This window comes from Zwartia lucis, from assembly GCF_965234455.1.
In the GTDB taxonomy this organism is placed as follows: Bacteria; Pseudomonadota; Gammaproteobacteria; order Burkholderiales; family Burkholderiaceae_B; genus Zwartia; species Zwartia lucis.
Map to the genome: position 1 here is coordinate 200,942 of NZ_OZ248474.1, position 23,828 is coordinate 224,769.

The window sequence follows — 23,828 nt, forward strand, 5'->3', positions numbered from 1 at the left end:
CAGATACTAGTCAAACTGATTGCCCATCCGAAATAGCCGGTGGTGCTCGCGAATCGCATAACGATCCGTCATTCCTGCAATGTAATCGGCGATCGCGCGCGCCTGTGCGGCAGCATTTTCATGTCGATAGTCGGGTGGTAATAAACGAGGCTCATGCACGAAGGCGTCAAAAAGCTCTCGCACAATTCGTCGCGCCTTATTTGTCATCCTCATCACCTTGTAATGACGATAAAGATTTTCAAATAAAAATTTTTTCAAGGCATCGGCCTCTGCGCGCAGTGTAGGGGAAAATGCGACCACCGGTCCGCAACGTCGGGCTGCATCCGCATCCGCAGGAGCAGCCGCGACAAGCTTAGTCTGAGTGGTCTGTGTGACATCGACGATCAATGTATTGATCATACTGCGAATCGTTTCAGCCACCACACGACGCTCATTCAAAGCGGGCCATTTATGCACCATCGCTGCGTAGTGGCGCGCGAAAATAGGCACCGTCTGTAACTGCTCGATGGTCAACAATCCGGAGCGCAGGCCATCATCGATATCATGATTGTTGTAGGCGATTTCATCGGCCAGATTCGCGAGTTGCGCTTCAAGCGAAGGTTGTGTGCGATCGATAAAACGCTGACCCACATCCCCTAACAAGCGCGCGTGTATCAGGGAACAATGCTTGAGCACGCCTTCGCGCGTTTCAAAACACAGGTTTAAACCATTAAACGCTGCATAACGTTCCTCAAGCTCATCGATCACACGCAAGCTTTGGAGGTTGTGCTCAAAACCTCCGGCCTCTGGCGCAAATTCGCGCATGCACGCATTAAGTTCGTCCTGACCCGCATGACCAAAAGGCGTGTGCCCCAAATCGTGCGCGAGTGCGATGGCTTCGGTGAGGTCTTCGTTTAAACGCAAACTTCGCGCAAGCACCCGAGCAATCTGCGCGACCTCTAAGGAGTGCGTCAGCCGTGTGCGAAACAAATCGCCTTCGTGATTAATGAAGACCTGTGTTTTGTACTCAAGCCGTCTGAAGGCGCCGGCGTGGATAATCCGGTCACGATCGCGTTGAAACTCGCTTCGATTAGTAGGCGCAGGCTCTGCGTGCCGACGACCACGACTGGTCTCGGACCGCGAAGCGTAGATAGCGAGTTCGGACATCACGCACCCCTGTTCAAATGGTATTGCGCAAAATCACACGCTCCACCAGCTCAGCCGGTGCGCCGCGACGAACGGCCTCGCCAATTTTAGGCATCAAAACAAACGTAATTTCACCCGCGCGGGTTTTTTTATCACCCCGCATCAGGGACATCCACTGTTCGACACCACCCAGTCGAGGGCCTATCGTCGGACAACCAATCTCCTCGACCAGTTTGCGTACGCGATCGACACCCGCTGTGGGAAATCCTAGTAATTCCGCAGATAAGTCCGCCGCCATAATGAGACCCGTACCAACTGCCTCGCCGTGGAGCAGCGCGCCATAACCAGAACCCGCCTCGATCGCGTGGCCAAAGGTATGGCCCAGATTCAAGATCTCTCGCAAGCCGCTTTCACGCTCGTCTTGCGACACCACCCAGGCCTTGAACTCACACGAGCGACGGATAGCCGTCGCTAATAAATCAGGATCGCGCTCACGCAAACCGACCGCGTTTGTCTCACACCATTCAAAAAAGGGCGCGTCCAAAATTAATCCGTACTTAATCACCTCGGCCAGACCTGCAGACATTTCGCGGTCAGGCAACGTTTTGAGGACGTCAGTGTCAATCTCAACTGCGATCGGTTGATAAAACGCACCGATCATATTTTTCCCATGCGGATGATTGACTGCAGTCTTACCACCTACCGAGGAGTCTACCTGTGACAATAAAGTCGTGGGGACTTGCACAAAGCGCACGCCACGCATGTAAACCGCTGCGGCAAACCCCGCCATATCGCCAATGACGCCGCCTCCGAGCGCGACAATCACGGTGCGCCGATCCAATTGCGCCCCCAACAGAGCATCAAAAATCTGATTGAGTGTTTCCCAAGTTTTATGCGCCTCACCATCCGGCAAAATAACCGGTACGATCCGCTTGCCTGTTTGTCCGAGTACCCGCATCACCTCATCACCGAGCAAAGCATGAATGACAGGGTTAGTCACAAGAGCAATGGAGGTCGCATCCGAGGGGATGGCCGCCGCGAGCGTCGCCAGACGTCCGGGGGCGATATTGATCGAATAGTGACCACTCGGGGTCGCGACCTTTACGGTTTCTAAGGTGTGCATGGTTTGTTCTCTTCTTTATGACTGGCGGCGAAGTCGGCGCGCATACTAGCAGAAGAATTGCCGGGACGACTTTGAGCGCTGCGATCAATCGCCTTGTCGACCTGCCTGAGTCTCTCGACAATCTGAGCGACGAGGTGGTTGACGGAGGTCGTTCCCGTATCGACCACGATATCGGCCACGGATGCGTACAAAGGCTCCCGCATTTCAAGTAGCGCCCGTAAGGTCGCCTTAGGATCCGGGGTCGCAAGTAAAGGTCGATTACGGTCTCTGCTCGTGCGGCGATACAACTCCTCAATGCTCGCACGCAAATAAATCACAATGCCTCGGCTCTTTAGCGCTCGGCGGTTTTCCTCGGCCAACACAGCGCCGCCTCCGGTCGCCATCACCAAATTAGGCTGCACCGTGCAGTCATCAAGCACTTGGCATTCACGTTTACGGAACCCTTGCTCACCTTCGATCTCAAAGATCACAGGAATTCGAACGCCGCAACGCGCCTCAAGCTCGTGATCGAGATCGATAAACTCTCTGACCAACGCCCTGGCCAAGGCCCGACCGATAGTCGTCTTGCCAGCGCCCATCATTCCGACCAGAAAAATCGGGCTGTCATGGGTCAACGGACCTGCGCTTTGGGGCAGATCCTGCACCTCAGCAGAGGGATTCGTGTCGCCAGAGGAGGTTGGCTCGGGTCCAAGCGCTTCATTATTCATGCCTTCATTATCCCATTGACCGCCAATAGTCTCAAACTGATCGGGGCAAACCCTCATAAAACCTTTAAAATGTTTGGCAATGAGCAAATATAACCACCCCCACGACAACGAAGATCAGACCCCAGACAAGCCCAAAGGCTCGTTTATTGTCCGGTTTTTACTGAAACTCTCGATTCTCACAGCGGGTCTCGCGCTGTGTGGCGCCCTGCTTCTTGGGATGGCGCTTGCGCTGGCATGGCCCAACCTGCCAGACCTCAACGCGATGACCGACTATCGGCCGCGTGTTCCGCTGCGCGTATTTACTTCAGACAAAGTATTGATTGGTGAGTTTGGCGAAGAGCGTCGCAATGTCCTACGCTTTAACGAGATTCCGGATGTGATGAAATCGGCTGTTCTCTCAGCCGAGGATGATCGCTTTTATCAACATGGGGGAATTGACTGGATTGGCGTCGTGCGCGCAGGTCTGACCAACTTGATTTCGATGCAAAAAAGTCAGGGCGCCAGCACGATCACCATGCAAGTTGCGCGAAACTTTTATCTTTCCTCTGAAAAAACGTGGTCACGCAAGTTTTATGAGCTGTTGCTTACCTTCAAAATCGAGGCCAGTCTCTCCAAAGACCAGATTCTCGAGCTTTATCTCAATCAGATTTATTTGGGTCACAGGTCTTACGGCTTTGCAGCGGCCTCGCGCGTTTATTTAGGCAAAGAACTATCGGAAATCACACCGGCTGATGCCGCACTTTTAGCTGGCATCCCCAAGGCGCCTTCTCGCTTTAACCCGATCGCCAACAAGCCTCGCGCCGTCTTGCGTCAGCGCTATGTGCTCGGACGCATGCATTCTCTGGGCTACCTGACCGACGCCGAATACAAAGCAGCACTCGCTCAGCCCGTTATCATCAAGCCCTCGCAAGGCACCCCTGCGGGTGGTTACGCTGTGAACGGCGAATACGCAGCCGAGCTCGCTCGACAGCTGATGATCAGCATCTACCCAGACAACGTCTACACGCGCGGACTGAATGTTTACACGACCATTCATTCCAAGGATCAAAAATGGGCCTATGACTCGCTGCGTGAGGGTGTGTTGGACTACACCCGTCGGGCACCCTATCCAGGTCCCGAAGCTCAGGTGGTCCTGCCTGCCGGGCTTGAAGCCGACCCCGCCAAATTCGATGAGTTTCTAGATGGCGTCTTCGACAAACACCCAGATCGGACAGACATGCCGACGGGTGTGGTGCTTTCAGTCAAACCCAACGAAGTTCGCGTTGCCCGCAGCTCGACGGATATTGTCGTGGTTAACGATAAAAAAGCGCTAGCCATTATCGCGCGCGCGCTCAACCCCAAGGCACCCGCAGCCCTGCGCATACAGCGCGGCTCAGTGGTGTACCTGCACAAAACACCAGCCTATTGGGAAATCCTGAATATGCCCACGGTGCAGGCGGCCTTTGTGTCCATGATTCCACAAGACGGTTCGCTGCGCGCCATGGTCGGTGGCTTTGACTTTTTTCATGGTAATTTCAACCGGGTCACGCAAGCGTGGCGCCAGCCTGGCTCCGCCTTCAAGCCGTTTATCTATGCAGCCTCTCTTGAGCGCGGCCTGACGCCAGGGACGATGATTTCCGATCAGCCGTTTGAGCTAAGCGCTGAGCAAACCGGTTCGGGCAAAGCCTGGGCGCCCAAAAATTATGGTGACGAGTACGGCGAAATGATGTCCATGCGCGAAGCGATTGCCCGCTCAAAAAATATGGTCTCGATTCGTATTCTTCAGTCGATTGGTCCGAAATATGCACAGGACTTCGTGACCCGCTTTGGCTTTGACAAGGCAAAGCATCCCGCATTCTTGCCCATGGCTCTTGGCTCGGGCGCCGTCACACCCATGCAACTGGCCACGGGATTTTCGGTGTTTGCCAACGGCGGCTTTCGCGTCACGCCTTATCTGATCGATCATGTCACCGATGCGAGCGGTCAAGTACTCATGCGTGCCAAACCCATTATTGCGGGCGACTCAGCTGCGCGCGCGATTGATGCTCGCACCGCCTATGTGATGGATGATATGTTGCGCGGCGTGGCGACATCCGGTACTGCAGCCCGATCCAGACAGGTACTCAAACGCACCGACCTTGCCGGCAAGACAGGTACGACTAATGACTCTGTTGATGCCTGGTTTGCAGGCTACACCCCTCAGCTCGTCGGAGTGGCGTGGCTAGGTTTCGATCAGCCTAAATCGCTTGGCTCGCGCGAAACCGGTGGCGGTGCCTCTTTACCCGTCTGGTTGGGTTATATGACAAATGCCCTCAAAGAATTCCCAGAGCAAAAGCGTAGCCCCCCGCCCGAAGGACTCATCATCGAGGGGGGCAATATGTATTTCAAAGAGTTCCCCCCCAAAGAGGCGGTAAAGAGCCTAGGTGATCCGAAACAAGATTCGCTTGGCGACTTGCTCGATAGTCTTGGCGGTAGCGAAAGGAGTAGAAACAACCGCCGTGAGCCTATCGGCAACTAATGACTCACAATACCGTCAAAGTTTGACGGTGAGCGTTTGCCCAGTCTCGTCAGAACAGATTTTAGAAAGCAGGTCATGTAGGTCGCTGCCGCCTCGCGTGTCCTTCCAATGTTGACCGTCGTACTTGTAGTGAAACCCCCCCGAGCGCGCAGCCAACCACATCTCGTGGAGCGGCGCTTGACTATTAATCACCACTTGATGTCCGCTTTCAAAAATAAGGTTGAGTACATTGCCGTTGCGTTTGGTTTCAACATCAAGGTCCAATTGTTCAAACCAATGGTCGGCTTGGGCCTCTATTGCATCTAGAATGGCGGTTGCCCGTGTATGAAATTCAGTATCGTTCATAATCCTTATCCTCAATGTTGAGGGAGTGTGCAGTGACCCGCAAAATCCATCATCGCCGTTTTGCTCGCATTGTAGCGATGCTCGCCCTGACTGGCTGGTTGGCAGGTTGTGGCTTTAAAGGCCCTCTGTATTTACCGCCACCCAAACCTCAGGCGCCTAAACCAACCCCTGCCGCTGAGGCACCTGCCACATCCGTTTCGCCTGCTACCGCAGTTCAGACCATGCCTGTCCCAGAACCAAAATAGCCAGTACCATATTGTGCTTGAGCTTACTTATTAACGACCGAATACCCACAGCCACGACATGACCGCCTCAAACACTATGACTTCGACCGCCACACCAGCAGGATCGCCACATTTTCACTACCGCAACGGTGAGCTTTTCGCCGAAGGTGTTGCGCTCTCCACCCTTACCGAGCAACTCGGCACACCTTTGTATGTCTATTCACGCGCAGCCTTGTCTACAGCGTGGGCCTCTTACCAAGAAGCGATCGGTACCCACCGCGTCCTAGTCTGTTATGGCATGAAGGCCAACTCAAACCTAGCCGTACTCAAAGAATTTGCCCGTTTGGGCAGTGGTTTTGATATCGTTTCGGGCGGTGAGCTCGCACGTGTTTTAGCAGCCGGCGCCAATCCCGCTAAAGTTGTGTTTTCCGGCGTGGGAAAGCAGGACTGGGAAATGCGAGCAGCGCTTGATGCAGGCGTAAAGTGTTTTAACGTCGAGTCTCTGCCTGAACTCAAGCTCCTGTCGGAAGTCGCGACGCAGGTCGGCAAGGTAGCCTCTGTGTCTCTGCGCGTCAATCCCGATGTCGATGCGCAGACACACCCCTATATTTCGACCGGCCTCAAAGAAAATAAGTTCGGTATCGCGATCGAAGAAGCGCCCGTAGCCTATCAACTTGCCATGACCCTGCAAGGCATTCAGGTGGTCGGGGTAGATTGTCACATCGGCTCACAAATCACCGAAGTCAGCCCTTATCTTGACGCCCTCGACAAACTCCTCAAGCTGATTGAACAACTGGTCAGCCTAGGCATTACCCTCAAGCATTTGGACCTGGGCGGTGGTCTAGGTATTCGCTACGACGATGAGACGCCGCTCGCCCCCAAAGTCTTGCTCGACAAAGTATTCGCTGAGCTCAGTGCGCGAGGTTTTGATCACCTTGAGCTCGTGCTCGAGCCTGGTCGATCGCTGGTCGGAAATGCCGGCGTGCTATTGACCTCCGTGCAATACCTCAAGCACACCGAAGCGCGTAATTTTGCGATTGTGGATGCGGCGATGAATGACCTGATGCGTCCCGCGTTGTACGAAGCCTGGCACGGCGTTTTACCGCTCAAGCCGCGCTCAAGTGCTCCTACACTCTATGACGTAGTGGGTCCTGTCTGCGAAAGCGCCGATTGGCTTGCCCGCGCGCGCAAACTGGCTCTCAACCAAGGCGATGTATTGGCGATCGAATCAGCGGGAGCCTATGGCTTTGTGATGGCAGGCAATTACAACAGTCGCCCGCGTCCCGCCGAAGTCATGGTGGATGGCGAACATGTTTATGTCGTCCGCCAACGAGAAACCTTTGCCGACCTGATTCGCGGTGAAAGCTGCCTACCGGATTAACCGGCCGAATTAATTTTCTCGCGACAGAAAACCATTAAAAAAACTGACGGTGTTGGTGGCGAGTGTTTCCAGGTGGTAACCACCTTCTTGCACCACCAATGTAGGCAAACTCAGTGCAGCCACCTGTTTGCCCAGACGATTAAAGCCCTCGGTCGTCACTGCGACCTTGGTCTGCGGATCATCCTTATACACATCAAAGCCCAAACACAGTACCACCGCGTCGGGCTTGAATGCTTCGATCGCCTTGAATGCTTGGTGAACACGCTCAAAAAAGACCTCTTCACTTGAGCCATGCGGCATCGGCAGGTTTAGGTTATAGCCCGAACCAGTATCTGCGCCTGTTTCATCTTCAAAGCCTGCGGTCACAGGGTAAAAATTCGTCGGATCGCCATGCACCGATACGTACAGCACATCGTCACGTTCATAGAAAATTTCCTGAATACCTTGACCATGATGCACATCGGTATCCAGTATCACCACGCGTTGGTATTTTTCACGTAACAACTCAGCCGCAATCGCCGCATTATTAAGGTAACAAAATCCTCCTGCCGCGTCTTTACGGGTGTGATGCCCTGGGGGACGACACAAAGCATACGCCTTGTCATCGCCCGCCAAGAGGGCTTTAGCGCCTGCGATCGCAGACTGGGCACCCCAGTAGGCCGTCGTCCATGTGTGCTCGCCAACGGGACAACTCCCATCAGCAAGGTACTTGCCCGCTTTGGCCAAAATGCCACGCAACGCATTGGGTTCGCGCACGAAGACGTTAGGAATCACCTCGTCGCCCCAATCCGGTCCGACTTGCTTCCATTCAGCATGCGCAGTTTGTAAAAACGACAGGTAGGCCGCATCGTGGACGCGTAACAGTGGCGCCATGCCATAATCGTTTGGCTCGGTCACAGGAAGGTTGAGTGCCGCAAGTCCCTTCAAAATCTGTTCGGCACGCTCCGGGATCTCTTGAGGTACACGCATCTTTCCGCGAGACAGATAGGTTTGTGGATGATGCAGTTTTTGCTTAGAGTGAAAAAAGCTCTTCATCAAATCTCCTGTGTTAACGTGCACGCCGAAGTGAGCTGGCCTTCAAGGATGCAATCAGCAGGGGCAAGGTCAACGCCAAGCCTGCGGCGACGATCAGTGCGATCCCTGCAAAAGATTGTAAATTAGGCATTTGGCCAAAAAGGAGTTCGCCCCAAATGACGGCAAGCGCCAGCTGAAAATAATTGAGCGGGGCGAGCGTCGATGCAGGCACACGCTTAAAGGCGAGAATCAGTAAATACTGACCTGTACCACCGCATGCGCCCATCACAAGCATCTCAAGCAGATCACGACCCGTTGGCCAGACTTGCGGCCAAAAAACCATCATCACCGCTAGCCCCATAAACCAACACGTACTGGCTGCATAGACGAACATTTGTTCGCTCTCAACGTGATTGGCCAGCTTGCGTGTCAACAGTTGAACGACCGCATAAGCACACGCAGAGGTGAACATCAACGCGCTACCAATCAAGGAGAGATCGCCACCAGGATTGACGATGAGCAGCATCCCCGTCATGCCCACAAGCACCACAGCGTATTGTTTCCAGCCCACGCGTTCGCCCAATACAAGGGGCGCAAAGATGATCACTAGCAGCGGTGCGACAAAATAGATCGCCGTACCTTCGGCGAGCGGTAAGTATTGAAGCGCGGGAATAAAACAGATACCGACGATGCCAAGCATCGCGCCACGTAACACCAGCAAAAAGCGCTTGTCTTTACGCGCATGAATAGACACGCCTTTGGCGCGCATCACTGCAAAAGCAAGCACGACAATCACAGAGTAGCGCGCCATGTTGACAAGCGGTGCTGAGTAGCGATGCACGAGGTCTTTAGCCAGTGCGTCTAGGAGAGAAAAGCATGTCAAAGCACATAAAAAAATGCCGCAGCCCACCAACCATTGTCGCTGTTGAGACAGCGCAGTCGGCTCTGACGAGGTTTCCAAAACAACGCGGCGAATCAGGTTGAGCTCGCTGTAGGATGACGGTAGAGCGGTATCAACAACATCAAAATTAACATGCCAAGTACCGCCATTGCGCCATAACTTAAACCATAACTACCCAGGACGCTCGCTAACACACCAAACAAGGGGGGGCCGATCATAACGCCCAAAAAGGTAATGCAAAGCGTGCCGCCAGTTGCGACACCCGCCTGTCCCTTAGGTGCCTGTCGCGCGATCTCCGCCAAAAACACCCCGTTCCAACCAATCGCCGATGCGCCAAAAATCACCAAGACGGGAAATAAGAACCACGGCGAAGACTCAGGCCCGAGCAGGACGATTCCCAGCGACCCAATCACCAAGAGCACCGCGATCACGATCAACATCATGGTTGCACCTAGCCAGCGATCAGACACATAACCCCATAACATCCGGCCGGAGACTCCAGCGGCTTGGGCCACGGTCAGCGCGCCACCCGCCGCCACAAGACTCCACCCCAAGTCCTCATACAAAAATGTCACCAAATAACCCATGAGGGCCATCTGTGCGATCGAGAACATAAAGGACATATAAGACAGCTGACGCAGGGTGCGGTGGCTGAAAATCACCGTGAGGGGCAAAACAAAGCTTGTCACTAAAGACGGCCTGACCGTGGGATCCCGATCATCATCCAAGCCTTCGCGCAAAGGCTGCACAGCCCAAGCGCAAATGAGGCACGCAATGCCTGCGCAGATAAACGCCAACTGCCATCCAATCAAAATATCCAGAGAAGGCACGGTCGCGCCCGCAAGCATGCCCCCGAGCGGCACGCCTGTCTGTTTGATAGAAAAAACAAAAGATAGTTTTTCAGGGGGTGTTGATTTGATCAACAAATGTGAGCTTGCTGGAGTGATCGGTCCATAGCCAGCACCAATAAACAGCGCGCCCAAAGCGATCGTTTCAACATAGGGCATCGAACAGAGAAAGAGACCACTCGCCGCCAACACCAAGCCCGTCTGGCTCAAACGTATCGCACCCCAGCGTTTGACCGCGGCACCGCCCAATAAGGTGGCCACCATCGCGCCAAAATAAGCCAGCGCAACATAGGCTCCCAAATAGTTTGTAGAAATTCCGACATCTTTGGCCACTGCCGGCGCAACCACCGGCAGATTTAACATGGCCATCGCGACAAGAGACTGTACTGTAAGGGTCGCGAGCAACACGACCCAGGGTTTAGCAGGCGTCAAAGCGCACCATAAGAATGAAGACCTGAAAGGAACATGTTAACGCCCAAAAAGGCGAAACAAGTGACCAACAGACCCACAAGTGCCCAATATGCGGCCATCGTGCCACGCAAGCCTTTCATGAGGCGTAAATGCAACCATGCGGCGTAGTTCAACCAGACGATCAGTGCCCACGTTTCCTTGGGATCCCACTGCCAGTAGGCCCCCCAAGCATCCGCGGCCCACAAGGCGCCGAGAATCGTTGCCACGGTAAAAAAGGCAAAGCCGATGGCGATGGCCCGATACATGATGTCATCGAGCACTTCAAAGGAGGGTAAGCGCGCGCCGATCTGAGCACGAAACAACAAAATCGTACCCACAATCAAAGCACCGATTCCGAAATAAATCATCCAAGTTGCGGACAAACCTTCTGTACGAAACACCATCGGCTCGGCAGCCAACAAGACACCCAAAATAAACAGCGGCGCAAGCTTGAACCAGGATTTAGTTTGAGCGTGCTGCTTGACCAGATAAGCAAAGCCCACCATGGCCGCTAGCGAAAACGTGCCATAACCGATGAAGTTTGCGGGCACATGAATTTTCATCCACCAGCTTTTGAGTGCGGGTACTAGGGGCTGGATTTGATAAGCCTCGCGCGTGAACGAATACCAAAGCAAAAATATGACCGACGAGGTCACGACCAACATCACAAAACCACCCAGCGCGCGTGTGCCGTAGCGACGCTCGTAATAGAGATAAAAGAGAGATGTGACGAGCGCGAATAGCACAAACACTTCGTACAAATTGCTGACAGGAATATGGCCCAAGTCGGGACCCATCAAATGCCCTTCATGCCATCGCACCAGCATACCCGTCGAGCCTGCAAAAACGGCGCCCCAGGTCAACGCCGTACCAAGCCAGGCTGCCGTTGTGCTCACAAAGCCGGCCCAATAACAAAATGTCGCGATCACAAACAACACCGACATCCAGAGAATGGCCGACTGTGAAGAAAATAAATATTTCAAAAAGAATACTTGCTCAGCACGCGCCAAATCCCCTTGATACAACCAAATCGCAAACAATGAGGCCGCCCCCATTGCCATCATCAGGGTACGCAAGGGACGCCACAACCAGCCCAGCCAAACCAATAAAGGAACCGTGAGAACTAGGATTGTCTTCTCATAGACATCCATCGCATGGCTGTATTGCTTGAGAGCAAAAGCCGCTCCAAGCGCTAGCAATACAAAAAACAATAAATCGGTCCAATCGGGACGACCACGCTCGATGCGTCCGTCACCCGACTCTCTCAAATCATCCCAATCATTCGCAACAGCAGCAACTGGCTCATTCATAGCAATATCTCAATGGTCAGTGTTAGGGCTTGCCGGTCGGCTCGCCTTGATTCAGGCGTAGCAACGCCTGTTTGAAACGATCGAACTCCCGATTGAAATCGAGTGTCCGCTTTTGCGAAGTCATGGCTGCCATGACCTTCGCACCCCCAGTTTCAGCAGGGCGAAGCCAAACCCAAATTCGACGATCTCTGACATAAAACATCGTAAAAATACCGATGATTAAAAGCAGACAACCAATATAAACCGTGCTCTTGCCTGGCGTACGACTCACTTGGAAAACACTCGCCTGAACGTGCTCAAACGTCTTGAGCGTCATCATGATCGGCGAGGGATAAAGTGCGAGATCCGACAAAGCCGCGACCGCGAGCCTAGACCACTCAGCGGCGGCCTCCATGTTGCCCGGAGCATTAAGCATGGGCGCAAGGCCCGCACGCTCGCGACCAATGTCACGCAACTCGGCGATCGAAGATCCTAGTAGGCGGATAATGACATCAGCCGCACGGCGTTGCTCAGCCACTGGAACATTTTTTTCCAAAAAGTTTGAAATCGCGACCAAGCCACCGTTCGCAAAGGTATCAAGCGCTCGCTCAGTCGATATTTGAAGCGCCCTGCGTTCTTCGAAACCCCCACCATAGTTGCTCACCAAGCGCTCAGCTGCCAATTTTCTTGCTGCTGGATCGGCTAGCGCCGCTCTCAAACGAACAAAGTCGACCATCGAGCTATCGTCGTCAACAGGAAGACGCAAATAACGGAAACCGGAGGTGCCCGTTTCTTGAACACCGGCCAGCATGACACGGGAGCCATCTAGCTCAACGGGAACCATATAGTTGTGAAACAAGGTCGCTTGACCGCTCGCATCGATCACGCGGTACTCAACACTCGGTCCGATATTGCGCAAATTTTTATTTGTTTTCCCTGCGGCACTTCCCGTAACGGCTGCGACATGCTCACCGAAAGGCTTTGAAACAGAAGTAGGATCACCACCAGACAAGTCCTCGACATTAATCGGACGCAGCTTTGTCACCTCTACCTTGAACTCGACACCTGCGGATTTCATGGTGACATCATTGGATTGGCCGACACGCGCTTTGATTTCAAAAGGCTTATCACTCGGACCGGCAAGAGGGTAGCCCACCAACTCGACTAAACTGCCCCCATCGTCGAAGCTGGACTGATACACCGTCACACCCTTGAAATGCAAAGGCTCATTGACCTCAATGGTCGCATCAAACGTTTTGCCCGTGTCGGGGTCGGTCACTTTGACCAAGCTAGCAAAGCGACTTGGCATTCCCGTGGAGTAATAGTCAACGATAAATTTTTTCAGCTCGATACTAAAGGGCAAAGGCTGCACCAATGCACCATCGTCAATATTGACCACGGCCGAATCGCGCGCACTACCCTCTGGAATCAAAACATTCGCGCGAAAGCTCGGATTATTGATCGATAAACGTCCACGCTCTGGCACGTCTGCGATCAGCATATTTTCAACAATAGGGGTCTTGCCCATGAGCCATACCTGCATCCGCACGGGCAACTCACTATCAAGCAAACCTCCCACGCAAATAATCACAATAGAGGCATGCGCAAAAATATAGCCAAGCCGATTACCGCTGCCACGCTTTGCCGCCAGTAAGACCGCGTCGCCCTCATCGCGCTGCTTGACCGCATAACCCTCACGCTTGAGCCAGGCCTGAACCGAGGCAGTCGCGGCCGGTACACCCCGCCCCGTATCTAACGCAATCCGATGATGAAAAGACTGCAGACTTGAGGTGCGGATATTCTCACGGAAAGAGCGTGCCTCCTTGAGCATCTTTGGTGCATTGCGGATCAAACATAAGCTCGTCGAGGTCACGAGAAAAGCCATCGTGACCAAGAACCACCAGTTGTTATAGATGTGCCAAATGGAAAACCGATTGAATACATCAAACCAGAATGGCCCAAACTGATCGATGTAAGCGTTGACTGAACGACCTTGCGGGATCACTGTACCGATAATGCTGGCTAAACAAATAAAAACCAACAAACTGATCGCAAAGCGCATCGAGCTCAGGAGCTCGAGAAAATTTGCCAGCGGTCTAGTTGCGGTCTTTATCATGATTACGTGATTGCCCAGTGAGCGAAGTTGCTAGAGCGACTTACAAGGTGCGTAAAAAAGGAGGTCTTTAGACCTCCTTTTTTACTATATCTTTGGCGCCAAACGAGTTAAAACATTACAACTGTTATTTCGTTTTTTTAGCGCAAACCGGCTGCATAGTCAGAAACTGCCTTAATGTCTGAATCTGACATACGGTCAGCGATTTGGTTCATCATGGGCGAATTACCTCGATGACCTGAGCGAAAGAGCTTGAGCTGATCTTCGATGTACGAGGGGTATTGCCCACTGAGACGTGGGTATTGCGCCGGAATACCAGCACCATTGGCAGAGTGACACGCAGCACATGCAGGGACATTACGCTCAGGAATCCCTGCTCGCCAGATTTTTTGGCCTCGCTCCACCAACTTTTCGTTGGTTGCGGTCGCAGGCTGAGCCAAGGTTTGCAAGGACAAGAAATAGGCAAGATTATGCATATCCGCGTCGTTCAGCGGCGTCGCCAGCGCTTGCATCACAGAAGGCGCGCCCTCAGCGCCCTTGCGCAACGCGGTCTTAGCGCCTGCTTTGATACGGAACTCAACGAGCTGTTTGTATAAATACTCGTGTGACTGGGCGGAAAGATTGGGGTTGGCAGGGATTGTACTGTTGCCAGCCGCGCCGTGACAGGAGGCACAGGCCACGATGCCACGCGCTGCATCACCCTGTTCATAGAGCTGAGCACCCTTTGTGGCGTCAGGCTTTGCTGGCCCCTTGACAGGGCCTGCTGCCATACTGGTTGATACGGCAGACACCCCAAGCAGTAACCCGCTCACAAGCACTATCTTGGACACTACCTTGGACAGCACACGCTTCATTAAAGACCTCGACGCTTGTAATCTTTCTATAAATCAACAACTTCTAAACCCAAGATTATACAATAGCGCTTGAGCTTATTCTTAATGGCCCTCCTTGTGTCAATCCTGCATCGCGCTTCGTTTTTCACTTCAGCCGCTCGGCTGGATCAACTACCTTTTCCCGGAGCCCCTGAAGTCTGCTTCGTGGGTCGCTCCAATTCGGGCAAATCCACGGCGATTAACGTCCTGACCAACCAGAGAAGACTGGCGTTTTCAAGTAAAACACCCGGCAGAACAAGACTCATCAATATGTTTGGTTTACCCGATCCGCTCGACCCCGAAGGACAACTGGGATTTCTGGTTGATTTGCCTGGCTACGGCTATGCCTCGGTCGCGCAACGCGCCAAAGAGGAATGGGCTGATATTTTGGGTGGCTACCTCCAAAGCCGCGAGTCTCTCGCCGGCATCGTGCTGCTGATTGACATTCGTCGTGGTGTGACCGAGCTCGACCGGCGTCTCGCCAACTGGATCGCCCCAACCCGACGACCCGTAATGGCCTTGCTCACTAAAGCAGACAAGTTTCCGTACGGGCAGCGCATCAAAGCTGTCTTTGCCGTTAAAAAAGAACTCGAAGACATCGGAGCGCTCAATGCGGTCCCGTTCTCCGCCACTGCCCGCATCGGACTCGAAGAAGCCACCCTCCAAATCGAAAACTGGATTTCACCCAAGGTCGTACCATGACAACTCCACATCTCATCCTTGCCGACTTTCCTGCCAATCGTCCGCGTCGTCTGCGCCGCGATGACTTTTCTCGACGACTTGTTCGCGAGCACTCACTATCAGTTGATGACCTCATTTATCCTGTATTTATTGTTGAGGGTACGGGTGTGCGTCAACCTATCGCCTCTATGCCTGGCGTGTTGCGCTACTCTCCAGACACGATTCTGGAGGTTGCGCGCGAATGCGTCGAACTCGGCATTCCCGTGATGGCGCTGTTCCCGGTCGTTGATCCCTCACTCAAAGCGCTGGATGGCGCCGAAGCAATCAACCCCAAAGGGCTCATTCCACGTGTGGTCGCGAGCCTTAAAAAGCACTTTCCCGAGCTCGGCCTGCTGACAGACGTGGCGCTCGATCCCTACACCAGTCATGGCCAAGATGGCGTGATTGATGAAAACGGCTATGTCATGAATGACATTACCGTCAAAATCTTAACGCAACAGGCTTTAATCCAAGCCGAAGCAGGCGTGGATATCGTGGCACCTAGCGACATGATGGATGGTCGCATTGGTGCCATTCGCACGGCACTTGAAGCCAACAACTTCATCCACACTCGCATCATGGCCTATTCAGCGAAGTTTGCTAGTGCATTTTATGGTCCGTTTAGGGATGCTGTTGGCTCCGCCGCCAATTTGGGTAAGTCCAATAAGCTGGTCTATCAAATGGATCCAGGCAACATCGATGAAGCGCTACGCGAAGTCGCGGCCGACCTGCGCGAGGGCGCCGACATGGTAATGGTCAAGCCAGGCATGCCTTATCTGGATGTACTGCGCCGTGTTAAAGACGCCTTTCATGTGCCGACCTTTGCCTATCAAGTCAGCGGTGAATACGCGATGCTCAAAGCGGCAGCCGCCAATGGCTGGCTTGATCACGACAAGGTCATGATGGAGACGTTACTAGGCTTTAAACGCGCAGGAGCAGATGGAATTTTGACTTACTTTGCCCCCGCCGCTGCGAAACTCCTTAAGGACTCAACCTAGCTTGCTCAGCCTGGCGCAGTCGCAAGCGCCCGGCAAAAAACCAAGCAAGCAATGGCAAACCAATAATCCCTACAGGAAACACCGCAGACAAACCAAAGCTATCACCCAACCAGGCACAGGCCGCCACCCCGAGCGACTGGCCTAAAAACAAACAAGACGCAAATAATGACACTGCTGATCCACGGGCTGACGGTGCCATTTGCGTCGCATGCGTTTGCAACACGGCGTGCAAAAAGTAATAACCTAAACCAGACAAGACGCTCGCCAACACACCCCAATACCAAACTGTTGAAAGCATAAAGACGCCATAGGCAACTGCCATGGTGATCCCACCTATCAGCGCCAATCTGCGCTCACCCAACCACGTCACAAACTGGTTCGCACGAATCGCATAAATAAAAGCGCCAAGTGCGAAAAAACCACTAATCATGCCTGCCCACGAAACTGGGATGCCATGACGCTCATGCAAAAAAGCGGGCACAAAAGCAAGAGGGCCAAAGACAAAAATACCTTCGATACACACGATCACCAAGACCATAACGGCCCAGCGCGTAGACACCACTTGTTTCAGGGGGCCGAGAATACTCGAGCTTTGAGACGGTACATGAGGCGTTTCAGGCACACTGCCGCGTCGCGAAATCAACAAGCCGCCCACAATAAAATACACAACAGCCATCCAGACAAAGGCCCAACGCCAACCAATCGTATCAGCGAAAATTCCCCCGAGTAATTGACCGAGCGCAAGACCAGAAATCGAGCCGAGCAAAAATCGCGCAAGCGTTGCCTGCCTCTGCTCATAGGGGACATGGTCGCCAATCCAGGCCATCGAGAGAGGCACAATTGCAGCGGCGATTGCACCTGAAATCAACCGGCCAAGCTCAATCACCTCCAAACTGGGTGCGAATACAACAATCAAAGCGCCAATCGCGCAACCAAGCGTTGCCCAAGACACCACACGAAACTTGCCATAACGATCGCCAAGCGGTCCGTAAAAAAATTGCATAATTCCATAAGCAATCGCAAACCAAGTCACTGTGCCAGATGTCTGCGCCGTTCGAACACCAAACTCTTCTGCGAAAACAGGTAACAACGGATCACAAATCCGAAAAGAAGTGGTTGCCGCACAGGCTGCCAAGGCAAACAAAATAATGACCGAGGTTGTCGACTTTGGGTTTTCGTTCTTTGGTTGATCCGTATTGGCCAAATCGTGGTCCCGTGCTTGCGTCATGTTGTCTCTGATTTAAGTCTTTTATTTATTATTTTTACTTTAGTGCACGATCCAAGGTCGCGGTAAACCGTGTGGCATCCTGAAAACCTACCACTCTCACATCTTTTCTTTCGTGACCGCCAGGGCTAAAGAAAATAATACCCGGAGGTCCAAACAGACGAAATTTTTTCATCAAAGCACGATCATCCGCATTGTTTACGGTGACATCGACCTTTAACAACAGCATCTGATTCATGCGTTGCATGACGCGCGGATTAACAAATGTAAAGGCTTCCATTTCTTTGCATGAAACACACCAATCCGCATAAAAATCCAGCATCACGGGGCGCGTCGACAGTGCAAGTAATTGCTCAAGCTCCGCGACGGTTCTAACAAGTTGAAAACTTGGAGGGCCCGCTTTTAAAGCTCCAGGACTTTGCGCCGTTATTCCGCTGTTATTGACGCTGGGTGTGCCAAGAAGTTGCTGCTTGCCTGTTAAGCTCATGCCGGCGGGCATCGGTCCTTGCGCCGCCACGGGAGTCGCCGTAGGGATACCCGTCATCACGGGATTGCTCATCGACAACGACAAATGATTTAAAGGCTGAAGTAACGAACGTCCTCCGCTCGCAACACCTAGAATCCAGAGCGTGCTCAACACGATCAGCAACAAACCCAAGGTTTTACGGCATGCTCCACTCACACCAGACTCACTCGTGATGGGTTCGAAAGGTCGCAGCAATACGGCTGCAAACATTGCCAGCACAGCCCAGCCCAAAATTTGTACCCAGGTGGGCATCAATGGCGTCACCATCCACCATGCCGTTGCCAACAATAACAAACCAAAAAACTGCTTAACGCCTTCCATCCAGGAGCCTGCGCGCGGCATGAGCTTTCCAGCTGATGCGCCCATTAAGAGTAATGGCACCCCCATACCCCAGGCCATCGCAAATAATGCCGCACCTCCCAGAAAGACATCCCCTGTTTGGGAGATGTATAACAATGCGCCCGCCAAAGGTGCGGCGACACACGGTCCGACAATCAGCGCGGATAGCGCGCCCATCAAGATGGCCGCACTCATCTTTCCGCCAAGGATATGTGAGTTTTTAGCCATCAACCGTGTCTGAATGAACGAAGGCATTTGAAGCGTATATACATCGAACATCGCAAGCGCCAACACCGCGAGTAGTAAGGCAAACAATCCCAACACCCACGGAGTTTGTAACCAAGCGGCTAGTCCCGCACCACTCAAACCCGCTGCAATACCAAGCGTCGTATAAATCACTGACATGCCGGCTACGTAGCCAAGTGCCAAGGCGAATCCTCGCGCTTTAGAAACATGCTGTTGCTCACCGACCAATAGCACGGAAAGAATCGGCAGCATCGGCAACACACAAGGCGTCAGAGCAAGCAATAAACCCAACACAAAAAACAATAAAACAATCTCTACAGTCCCTGTCGAAGACAAAATATCTGCGAGACCGACGTCATTGCTCCCAAAAAAAAGTTCAGACCACTGCCCTTGCTGGATGCGATCAAAAAGTCCCAGCGCACTAGCGGGAGACGGCAACAAGTATCCAATCACTTCAGATGTTGCCTGCATAGGGACAATAAAGTCCATCGGCGGATAGCAAATACCTGCTTCAGCACAACCTTGCCCCGTCACCGTCAACACGAAAGGGGTTGTTGGGAGGTCTTTTGGCCAAGCTGTGATCGGCAACGTGATGACGGCTTCTTTGAAATACAGCTCCATCTTTCGATCAAACGTCGGATCGTGTTTAACCTGACCGACTGGAAATTTGCCCTCACCGAGTTTCACATTCTGCGTGTCGAGCTTGAACGCAAACTGTTCACGGTACATGTAGTAGCCCTTGGCGATCTTAAATTGGAGCTGAATGGCGCCAGGTCCAGCCATTTGAACGCGGAGGATAAAAGCCTTTTCCGGATCTAAAAAGTCTTGTTGCTGAGCCCGCACCATTGAAGTCAAAAAAATACTCGACAATACAAACAACATCGCCAGTATTGAATATGTTTTGGAACACTTACGTGTGTTTATTGCTGTGCTCATGGTGGCGCTCCTGCCGTCAAACTTCGCACCCAATCGAGATAGGGGCCATATCCACCAATAGCGGGTAGTACAACGACCTCTGGAATATCATGGGGATGGAGTTCAACCAGGCGCTCAATCAGCGCATGTTGTTTATTTGCGGTCGTTTTAATAATCATGGGGATTTCTTCGGCACCCTCGATCTCGCCCTTCCAGCTATAAACGGAAAGCATCGGCGTACCAATATTGACACACGCTGCGAGCTGTTCTTCGATGAGCAAATGCGCAATGCGTTTCGCCAACAAAAGATCTGGCGCATTGGTCATCACCATAACTACATCTTGCTCAGGCATGTTGATCCGTCTCAAATGACTATAGCTACAATTGTATCGACATACAGATTACTACGGACACAAAAAAGCCTCGGCGGTGCCGAGGCTTTTAAGTTTAAGCGCCAACATGAGCGCTTAGAACAGAATATTTTTGCAGTATTTATTATGCTTCTTCTGTACCTGCCGCTTCATCAACGATAGGACGGTCAACCAACTCCATAAAGGCCATTGGTGCATTGTCGCCCTGGCGATGACCCATCTTCAACACACGCGTATAACCACCGTTACGACCTACATAACGTGGGCCAATCTCAGCAAACAACTTAACAACGAGCTCACGGTCACGCAAACGCGCAAATGCCAGGCGCTTGTTTGCCAATGTTGGGCTCTTGCCCATTGTGATTAAAGGCTCAACGATGCGACGCAATTCTTTTGCTTTTGGCAACGTTGTCTTGATTGCTTCGTGGGTCAACAGCGCAACAGCCATGTTGCGAAACATCGCAAGACGGTGGCTGCTGGTGCGGTTAAGTTTACGTAATCCATTACCGTGACGCATGATACTTTCCTTATTGAATCTATTAAGAGCAAAATCGCTCAATGTATTCAGCTCTTCGATCAGCAAAAGATGCTGCGGGCCGATTTGTACTAAGACAACACTAAAATGCTACTCGACTTCATTAAGACTCAGAGGGCTTACAGACCTCTGAGTCTTATGGCTTTATGGACGCTCGAGGCCCATAGGTGGCCAGTTTTCCAATTTCATGCCCAGTGTCAAACCACGTGCGGCAAGCACTTCTTTAATCTCATTGAGTGACTTACGACCCAAGTTAGGTGTCTTAAGAAGCTCATTCTCAGTACGCTGAATCAAGTCACCGATATAGTAAATGTTTTCAGCCTTGAGGCAGTTAGCAGAACGAACGGTCAACTCAAGATCATCGACTGGACGGAGCAACACTGGATCGATTTGTGGCGCACCACGGCTTGGCGCTTCATAAGAATCACCAGCACCTTCGAGTGCTGCAAACACAGAGATCTGATCCATCAAAATGCGTGCCGATTGACGCACTGCTTCTTCTGGACTGATCACACCATTTGTTTCAACATCTAGTACGAGCTTGTCGAGGTCGGTACGCTGTTCGACACGTGCGTTTTCTACAGAGTAGCTGACGCGACGCACGGGGCTAAACGAAGCATCCAAAACGATGCGGCCAATGGTATGGGCACGATCATCGATTAGCGCACGAACGTTACCTGGAACGTAACCACGGCCTTTTTCCACCTTGATTTGCATTTCCAGTTTGCCTGAGTCTGTCAGAGTCGCGATCACTTGTGAGGGATTCACGATTTCTACATCATGCGGCAGTTCGATATCTGAGGCCAAGACTAGCCCTGCGCCTTGCTTACGAAGAGTCAGCGTCACTTCATCACGGCTATGCAGTTTAAACACCACGCCTTTCAAATTCAGCAAGATATCAACGATATCTTCGCGCACACCAGGAATTGTCGAATACTCATGAACAACGCCAGTAATCTGAACTTCGGTCGGCGCGTAACCTGACATCGAAGACAGCAGAATGCGGCGCAACGCGTTTCCAAGCGTGTGGCCGTAGCCGCGCTCGAAAGGTTCCATAATGACTTTGGCATGATTGGGACCGACGATTTCGACTTCGATCGAGCGAGGCTTGAGAAAACTTTGTGACATAGCGAAGGTCCTTTTTCAATACCCTCGGCTCGTTACGCCGATAAGGCTGATGGAGAAGACTAAAAAATACGTCTGACTAAAATACATATGGCGTATGCGGCAAAAGCTGCATACGCCATTAAGACTTTGAATTAGCGTGAATACAATTCCACAACCATCGATTCATTGATGTCGCGAGCTACATCCGCGCGATCAGGCACTTGTTTGAACGTACCCACCAACTTCGCGGTATCAACTTCACACCATTGGGGAATGCCATTGCCTGAAGCCAAGACCATCGATTCGCGAATGCGAGACTGAGATTTTGACTTTTCACGAATTGCGATCACGTCACCAGACTTGATCAACATCGAAGGAATATCTGCTTTATGACCATTCAACTCAATCGCACGATGTGTGACGAGCTGGCGTGCTTCTGCACGAGTCGAACCAAAACCCATACGATAAACAACGTTGTCAAGACGTGACTCAAGCAATTGGATCAACTGCTCGCCTGTGTTGCCTTTACGACGCTCGGCTTCTGCGAAATATTTACGGAACTGCTTTTCCATAATGCCGTACATACGCTTGAGCTTTTGCTTTTCGCGCAGCTGCAAGCCATAGTCAGAAGTACGTGCACCCGAGGTGCGACCATGCTGACCTGGCTTTGAGTCAAGCTTACACTTTGACTCAAGCGAGCGACGTGCGCTTTTTAGGAAGAGATCAATGCCCTCGCGACGCGAGAGTTTGCATTTGGGACCGGTATAACGTGCCATGTGGGTTCCCCTTAGATACGACGACGCTTAGGTGGACGGCAACCGTTGTGCGGGACGGGTGTGATATCGGCAATGCTCGAAATCTTAATACCCAACGCGTTCAACGCACGCACTGAAGATTCGCGACCTGGGCCTGGGCCCTTGATGCGAACTTCAAGTGTCTTAATGCCGTATTCAATTGCCACTTTTCCAGCTGTTTCTGCGGCAACCTGAGCTGCAAACGGCGTAGATTTACGTGAGCCTTTGAAGCCTGCACCACCAGACGTTGCCCATGACAAGGCATTGCCCTGACGGTCCGTAATAGTGATGATCGTATTGTTAAAAGATGCATGAACGTGCGCAATGCCGTCCGAAACATTCTTTTTGACCTTTTTGCGTACGCGATTCGCGACGCCGGCAGAAGCTTTAGCCATCTTCTAATCCTCTTTATTTCTTTAGGCTAGCAGCAGCGCGACGCGGTCCCTTGCGGGTGCGGGCGTTGGTGCGAGTGCGTTGACCACGTACGGGCAAACCGCGCTTATGACGCATGCCACGATAGGTTCCCAGATCGATCAATCGCTTGATCGAGAGCTGAACTTCACGTCGCAGATCTCCTTCGACCGAAAACACACCTACGTGTTCACGGATACGCTCGAGTTCTACGTCGGTAAGATCCTTGACCTTTTTGGTAAAGGGCACACCAGCAGCTTCACAAATTTTGCGAGAGCGAGTGCGACCGATGCCAAAAATGGCGGTCAGGCCGATCTCGGCGTGCTGATGTGGCGGAATGTTGATGCCAGCAATACGGGCCATGACTGTTCCTTGATGTATTAACCTTGACGCTGCTTGTGACGCGGGTCGGTGCAAATGACTCGCACCACTCCGTGACGTTTAATAATTTTGCAGTTGCGGCAAATCCGCTTAACCGATGCCATTACTTTCATGGTTGACTCCTGTTATCTTTCGAGACCCGGCCGCTCATTTGGAGCGGAATACGATTCTGGCGCGCGTTAGGTCATAGGGTGTGAGCTCCACTGTGACCTTATCGCCCGGCAAAATCCGGATGTAATGCATACGCATCTTGCCAGAAATATGACCTAATACAACGTGGCCATTTTCTAACTTGACACGGAATGTTGCGTTAGGGAGATTCTCAAGAATCTCACCTTGCATCTGAATGACGTCGTCCTTTGACATTGCTC

At 52.3% G+C, this 23,828-nt stretch carries 25 protein-coding genes; 5 read left to right on the forward strand and 20 right to left on the reverse strand.

Annotation, left to right across the window (positions count from 1 at the left end; translation table 11 throughout):
* Positions 1-6 precede the first annotated feature (6 nt).
* From AC8GE9_RS11640 to AC8GE9_RS11650, 3 genes are read right to left on the reverse strand one after another with little or no spacing between them, the layout of a single operon-like run.
* Entirely contained in the window at positions 7-1,146 is a 1,140-nt protein-coding gene (locus AC8GE9_RS11640) for a deoxyguanosinetriphosphate triphosphohydrolase (RefSeq protein ID WP_506677335.1), read from the reverse strand.
* 13 nt (positions 1,147-1,159) lie between these two features.
* Positions 1,160-2,248 (reverse strand): 3-dehydroquinate synthase, encoded by a 1,089-nt coding sequence (aroB, locus tag AC8GE9_RS11645; RefSeq protein ID WP_506677336.1) that lies wholly within the window; start codon positions 2,246-2,248, stop codon positions 1,160-1,162.
* Entirely contained in the window at positions 2,236-2,955 is a 720-nt protein-coding gene (locus AC8GE9_RS11650) for a shikimate kinase (protein WP_506677337.1), read from the reverse strand. Before AC8GE9_RS11650 ends, aroB begins: the two co-directional genes overlap by 13 nt.
* 79 nt (positions 2,956-3,034) lie before the next feature.
* Between AC8GE9_RS11650 and AC8GE9_RS11655 the strand changes: the two genes are divergently transcribed.
* The gene (locus AC8GE9_RS11655) at positions 3,035-5,452 is read left to right on the forward strand and encodes a penicillin-binding protein 1A (protein WP_506677338.1); all 2,418 of its coding nucleotides are present in this window, start codon (positions 3,035-3,037) and stop codon (positions 5,450-5,452) included.
* A 15-nt stretch (positions 5,453-5,467) separates the two neighbouring features.
* Here the strand turns inward: AC8GE9_RS11655 and cyaY are convergent, their stop codons facing one another.
* Positions 5,468-5,797 (reverse strand): iron donor protein CyaY, encoded by a 330-nt coding sequence (gene cyaY / locus AC8GE9_RS11660; protein WP_506677339.1) that lies wholly within the window; start codon positions 5,795-5,797, stop codon positions 5,468-5,470.
* A gap of 32 nt (positions 5,798-5,829) precedes the next feature.
* Here cyaY and lptM point away from each other — a divergent pair, with 32 nt between their 5' ends.
* Both lptM and lysA read left to right on the forward strand, forming a co-directional pair.
* Complete coding sequence (gene lptM / locus AC8GE9_RS11665) at positions 5,830-6,042, forward strand: LPS translocon maturation chaperone LptM (protein WP_506677340.1); 213 nt, start codon at positions 5,830-5,832, stop codon at positions 6,040-6,042.
* A 58-nt stretch (positions 6,043-6,100) separates the two neighbouring features.
* Complete coding sequence (gene lysA, locus AC8GE9_RS11670) at positions 6,101-7,402, forward strand: diaminopimelate decarboxylase (protein WP_506677341.1); 1,302 nt, start codon at positions 6,101-6,103, stop codon at positions 7,400-7,402.
* A 9-nt stretch (positions 7,403-7,411) separates the two neighbouring features.
* On the opposite strand, the gene AC8GE9_RS11675 is transcribed toward lysA, so the two are convergent.
* The 6 genes from AC8GE9_RS11675 to AC8GE9_RS11700 form a co-directional block, all read right to left on the reverse strand.
* The gene (locus AC8GE9_RS11675) at positions 7,412-8,437 is read right to left on the reverse strand and encodes a histone deacetylase family protein (protein ID WP_506677342.1); all 1,026 of its coding nucleotides are present in this window, start codon (positions 8,435-8,437) and stop codon (positions 7,412-7,414) included.
* A gap of 13 nt (positions 8,438-8,450) precedes the next feature.
* Entirely contained in the window at positions 8,451-9,377 is a 927-nt protein-coding gene (locus tag AC8GE9_RS11680; RefSeq protein WP_506677343.1) for a DMT family transporter, read from the reverse strand.
* A 14-nt stretch (positions 9,378-9,391) separates the two neighbouring features.
* Positions 9,392-10,597, reverse strand: a complete 1,206-nt coding sequence (locus AC8GE9_RS11685) for an MFS transporter (protein WP_506677344.1) — start codon at positions 10,595-10,597, stop codon at positions 9,392-9,394.
* Positions 10,594-11,925, reverse strand: a complete 1,332-nt coding sequence (ccsB, locus tag AC8GE9_RS11690; protein ID WP_506677345.1) for a c-type cytochrome biogenesis protein CcsB — start codon at positions 11,923-11,925, stop codon at positions 10,594-10,596. Before ccsB ends, AC8GE9_RS11685 begins: the two co-directional genes overlap by 4 nt.
* A 22-nt stretch (positions 11,926-11,947) precedes the next feature.
* The gene (locus tag AC8GE9_RS11695; protein ID WP_506677346.1) at positions 11,948-14,020 is read right to left on the reverse strand and encodes a cytochrome c biogenesis protein ResB; all 2,073 of its coding nucleotides are present in this window, start codon (positions 14,018-14,020) and stop codon (positions 11,948-11,950) included.
* 137 nt (positions 14,021-14,157) lie between these two features.
* Positions 14,158-14,871, reverse strand: coding sequence for a c-type cytochrome (locus AC8GE9_RS11700; protein ID WP_506677347.1), 714 nt, complete (start codon positions 14,869-14,871; stop codon positions 14,158-14,160).
* A 96-nt stretch (positions 14,872-14,967) separates the two neighbouring features.
* Between AC8GE9_RS11700 and yihA the strand changes: the two genes are divergently transcribed.
* Positions 14,968-15,591 carry a ribosome biogenesis GTP-binding protein YihA/YsxC gene (yihA, locus tag AC8GE9_RS11705; protein ID WP_028816436.1) on the forward strand — a complete coding sequence of 208 codons (624 nt, stop codon included), beginning with the start codon at positions 14,968-14,970 and terminating at the stop codon, positions 15,589-15,591.
* Positions 15,588-16,607, forward strand: a complete 1,020-nt coding sequence (gene hemB / locus AC8GE9_RS11710) for a porphobilinogen synthase (protein ID WP_506677348.1) — start codon at positions 15,588-15,590, stop codon at positions 16,605-16,607. The genes yihA and hemB overlap by 4 nt, the downstream gene beginning before the upstream one ends.
* Here hemB and AC8GE9_RS11715 read toward each other — a convergent pair.
* The 10 genes from AC8GE9_RS11715 to infA form a co-directional block, all read right to left on the reverse strand.
* Positions 16,591-17,835: an MFS transporter gene (locus AC8GE9_RS11715; protein WP_506677349.1), complete on the reverse strand. Its 1,245-nt coding sequence runs from the start codon at positions 17,833-17,835 to the stop codon at positions 16,591-16,593. The two genes, hemB and AC8GE9_RS11715, sit on opposite strands and share 17 nt — an antisense overlap.
* Before the next feature lie 34 nt (positions 17,836-17,869).
* Positions 17,870-19,879 carry a protein-disulfide reductase DsbD gene (gene dsbD, locus AC8GE9_RS11720; RefSeq protein ID WP_506677350.1) on the reverse strand — a complete coding sequence of 670 codons (2,010 nt, stop codon included), beginning with the start codon at positions 19,877-19,879 and terminating at the stop codon, positions 17,870-17,872.
* Positions 19,876-20,211: a divalent-cation tolerance protein CutA gene (cutA, locus tag AC8GE9_RS11725; RefSeq protein WP_506677351.1), complete on the reverse strand. Its 336-nt coding sequence runs from the start codon at positions 20,209-20,211 to the stop codon at positions 19,876-19,878. The genes dsbD and cutA overlap by 4 nt, the downstream gene beginning before the upstream one ends.
* Positions 20,212-20,353: 142 nt before the next feature.
* Positions 20,354-20,746 (reverse strand): 50S ribosomal protein L17, encoded by a 393-nt coding sequence (rplQ, locus tag AC8GE9_RS11730; RefSeq protein WP_506677352.1) that lies wholly within the window; start codon positions 20,744-20,746, stop codon positions 20,354-20,356.
* Positions 20,747-20,908: 162 nt separating this feature from the next.
* Complete coding sequence (locus AC8GE9_RS11735) at positions 20,909-21,892, reverse strand: DNA-directed RNA polymerase subunit alpha (protein ID WP_506677353.1); 984 nt, start codon at positions 21,890-21,892, stop codon at positions 20,909-20,911.
* Between the two features lie 131 nt (positions 21,893-22,023).
* The gene (gene rpsD, locus AC8GE9_RS11740) at positions 22,024-22,647 is read right to left on the reverse strand and encodes a 30S ribosomal protein S4 (protein ID WP_506677354.1); all 624 of its coding nucleotides are present in this window, start codon (positions 22,645-22,647) and stop codon (positions 22,024-22,026) included.
* An 11-nt stretch (positions 22,648-22,658) separates the two neighbouring features.
* Positions 22,659-23,060, reverse strand: coding sequence for a 30S ribosomal protein S11 (gene rpsK / locus AC8GE9_RS11745; RefSeq protein WP_028816443.1), 402 nt, complete (start codon positions 23,058-23,060; stop codon positions 22,659-22,661).
* A 13-nt stretch (positions 23,061-23,073) separates the two neighbouring features.
* Entirely contained in the window at positions 23,074-23,439 is a 366-nt protein-coding gene (gene rpsM / locus AC8GE9_RS11750) for a 30S ribosomal protein S13 (RefSeq protein WP_028816444.1), read from the reverse strand.
* 17 nt (positions 23,440-23,456) lie between these two features.
* A complete protein-coding gene (rpmJ, locus tag AC8GE9_RS11755) occupies positions 23,457-23,570 on the reverse strand; it encodes a 50S ribosomal protein L36 (protein ID WP_003805360.1) in 114 nt (37 codons plus the stop codon).
* A gap of 34 nt (positions 23,571-23,604) precedes the next feature.
* A complete protein-coding gene (gene infA / locus AC8GE9_RS11760; protein ID WP_028816445.1) occupies positions 23,605-23,823 on the reverse strand; it encodes a translation initiation factor IF-1 in 219 nt (72 codons plus the stop codon).
* Between the last annotated feature and the right edge of the window lie 5 nt (positions 23,824-23,828).

What these genes read in the sequence shown, in the direction of transcription:
- AC8GE9_RS11640 (WP_506677335.1), bottom strand. Translation starts at nt 1,146, where the DNA reads ATGTCCGAACTCGCTATCTACGCTTCGCGGTCCGAGACCAGTCGTGGT.
- aroB (WP_506677336.1), bottom strand. Translation starts at nt 2,248, where the DNA reads ATGCACACCTTAGAAACCGTAAAGGTCGCGACCCCGAGTGGTCACTAT.
- AC8GE9_RS11650 (WP_506677337.1), bottom strand. Translation starts at nt 2,955, where the DNA reads ATGAATAATGAAGCGCTTGGACCCGAGCCAACCTCCTCTGGCGACACG.
- AC8GE9_RS11655 (WP_506677338.1), top strand. Translation starts at nt 3,035, where the DNA reads ATGAGCAAATATAACCACCCCCACGACAACGAAGATCAGACCCCAGAC.
- cyaY (WP_506677339.1), bottom strand. Translation starts at nt 5,797, where the DNA reads ATGAACGATACTGAATTTCATACACGGGCAACCGCCATTCTAGATGCA.
- lysA (WP_506677341.1), top strand. Translation starts at nt 6,101, where the DNA reads ATGACCGCCTCAAACACTATGACTTCGACCGCCACACCAGCAGGATCG.
- AC8GE9_RS11675 (WP_506677342.1), bottom strand. Translation starts at nt 8,437, where the DNA reads ATGAAGAGCTTTTTTCACTCTAAGCAAAAACTGCATCATCCACAAACC.
- ccsB (WP_506677345.1), bottom strand. Translation starts at nt 11,925, where the DNA reads ATGAATGAGCCAGTTGCTGCTGTTGCGAATGATTGGGATGATTTGAGA.
- AC8GE9_RS11695 (WP_506677346.1), bottom strand. Translation starts at nt 14,020, where the DNA reads ATGATAAAGACCGCAACTAGACCGCTGGCAAATTTTCTCGAGCTCCTG.
- AC8GE9_RS11700 (WP_506677347.1), bottom strand. Translation starts at nt 14,871, where the DNA reads ATGAAGCGTGTGCTGTCCAAGGTAGTGTCCAAGATAGTGCTTGTGAGC.
- hemB (WP_506677348.1), top strand. Translation starts at nt 15,588, where the DNA reads ATGACAACTCCACATCTCATCCTTGCCGACTTTCCTGCCAATCGTCCG.
- AC8GE9_RS11715 (WP_506677349.1), bottom strand. Translation starts at nt 17,835, where the DNA reads ATGACGCAAGCACGGGACCACGATTTGGCCAATACGGATCAACCAAAG.
- dsbD (WP_506677350.1), bottom strand. Translation starts at nt 19,879, where the DNA reads ATGAGCACAGCAATAAACACACGTAAGTGTTCCAAAACATATTCAATA.
- cutA (WP_506677351.1), bottom strand. Translation starts at nt 20,211, where the DNA reads ATGCCTGAGCAAGATGTAGTTATGGTGATGACCAATGCGCCAGATCTT.
- rplQ (WP_506677352.1), bottom strand. Translation starts at nt 20,746, where the DNA reads ATGCGTCACGGTAATGGATTACGTAAACTTAACCGCACCAGCAGCCAC.
- AC8GE9_RS11735 (WP_506677353.1), bottom strand. Translation starts at nt 21,892, where the DNA reads ATGTCACAAAGTTTTCTCAAGCCTCGCTCGATCGAAGTCGAAATCGTC.
- rpsD (WP_506677354.1), bottom strand. Translation starts at nt 22,647, where the DNA reads ATGGCACGTTATACCGGTCCCAAATGCAAACTCTCGCGTCGCGAGGGC.
- rpsK (WP_028816443.1), bottom strand. Translation starts at nt 23,060, where the DNA reads ATGGCTAAAGCTTCTGCCGGCGTCGCGAATCGCGTACGCAAAAAGGTC.
- rpsM (WP_028816444.1), bottom strand. Translation starts at nt 23,439, where the DNA reads ATGGCCCGTATTGCTGGCATCAACATTCCGCCACATCAGCACGCCGAG.
- rpmJ (WP_003805360.1), bottom strand. Translation starts at nt 23,570, where the DNA reads ATGAAAGTAATGGCATCGGTTAAGCGGATTTGCCGCAACTGCAAAATT.
- infA (WP_028816445.1), bottom strand. Translation starts at nt 23,823, where the DNA reads ATGTCAAAGGACGACGTCATTCAGATGCAAGGTGAGATTCTTGAGAAT.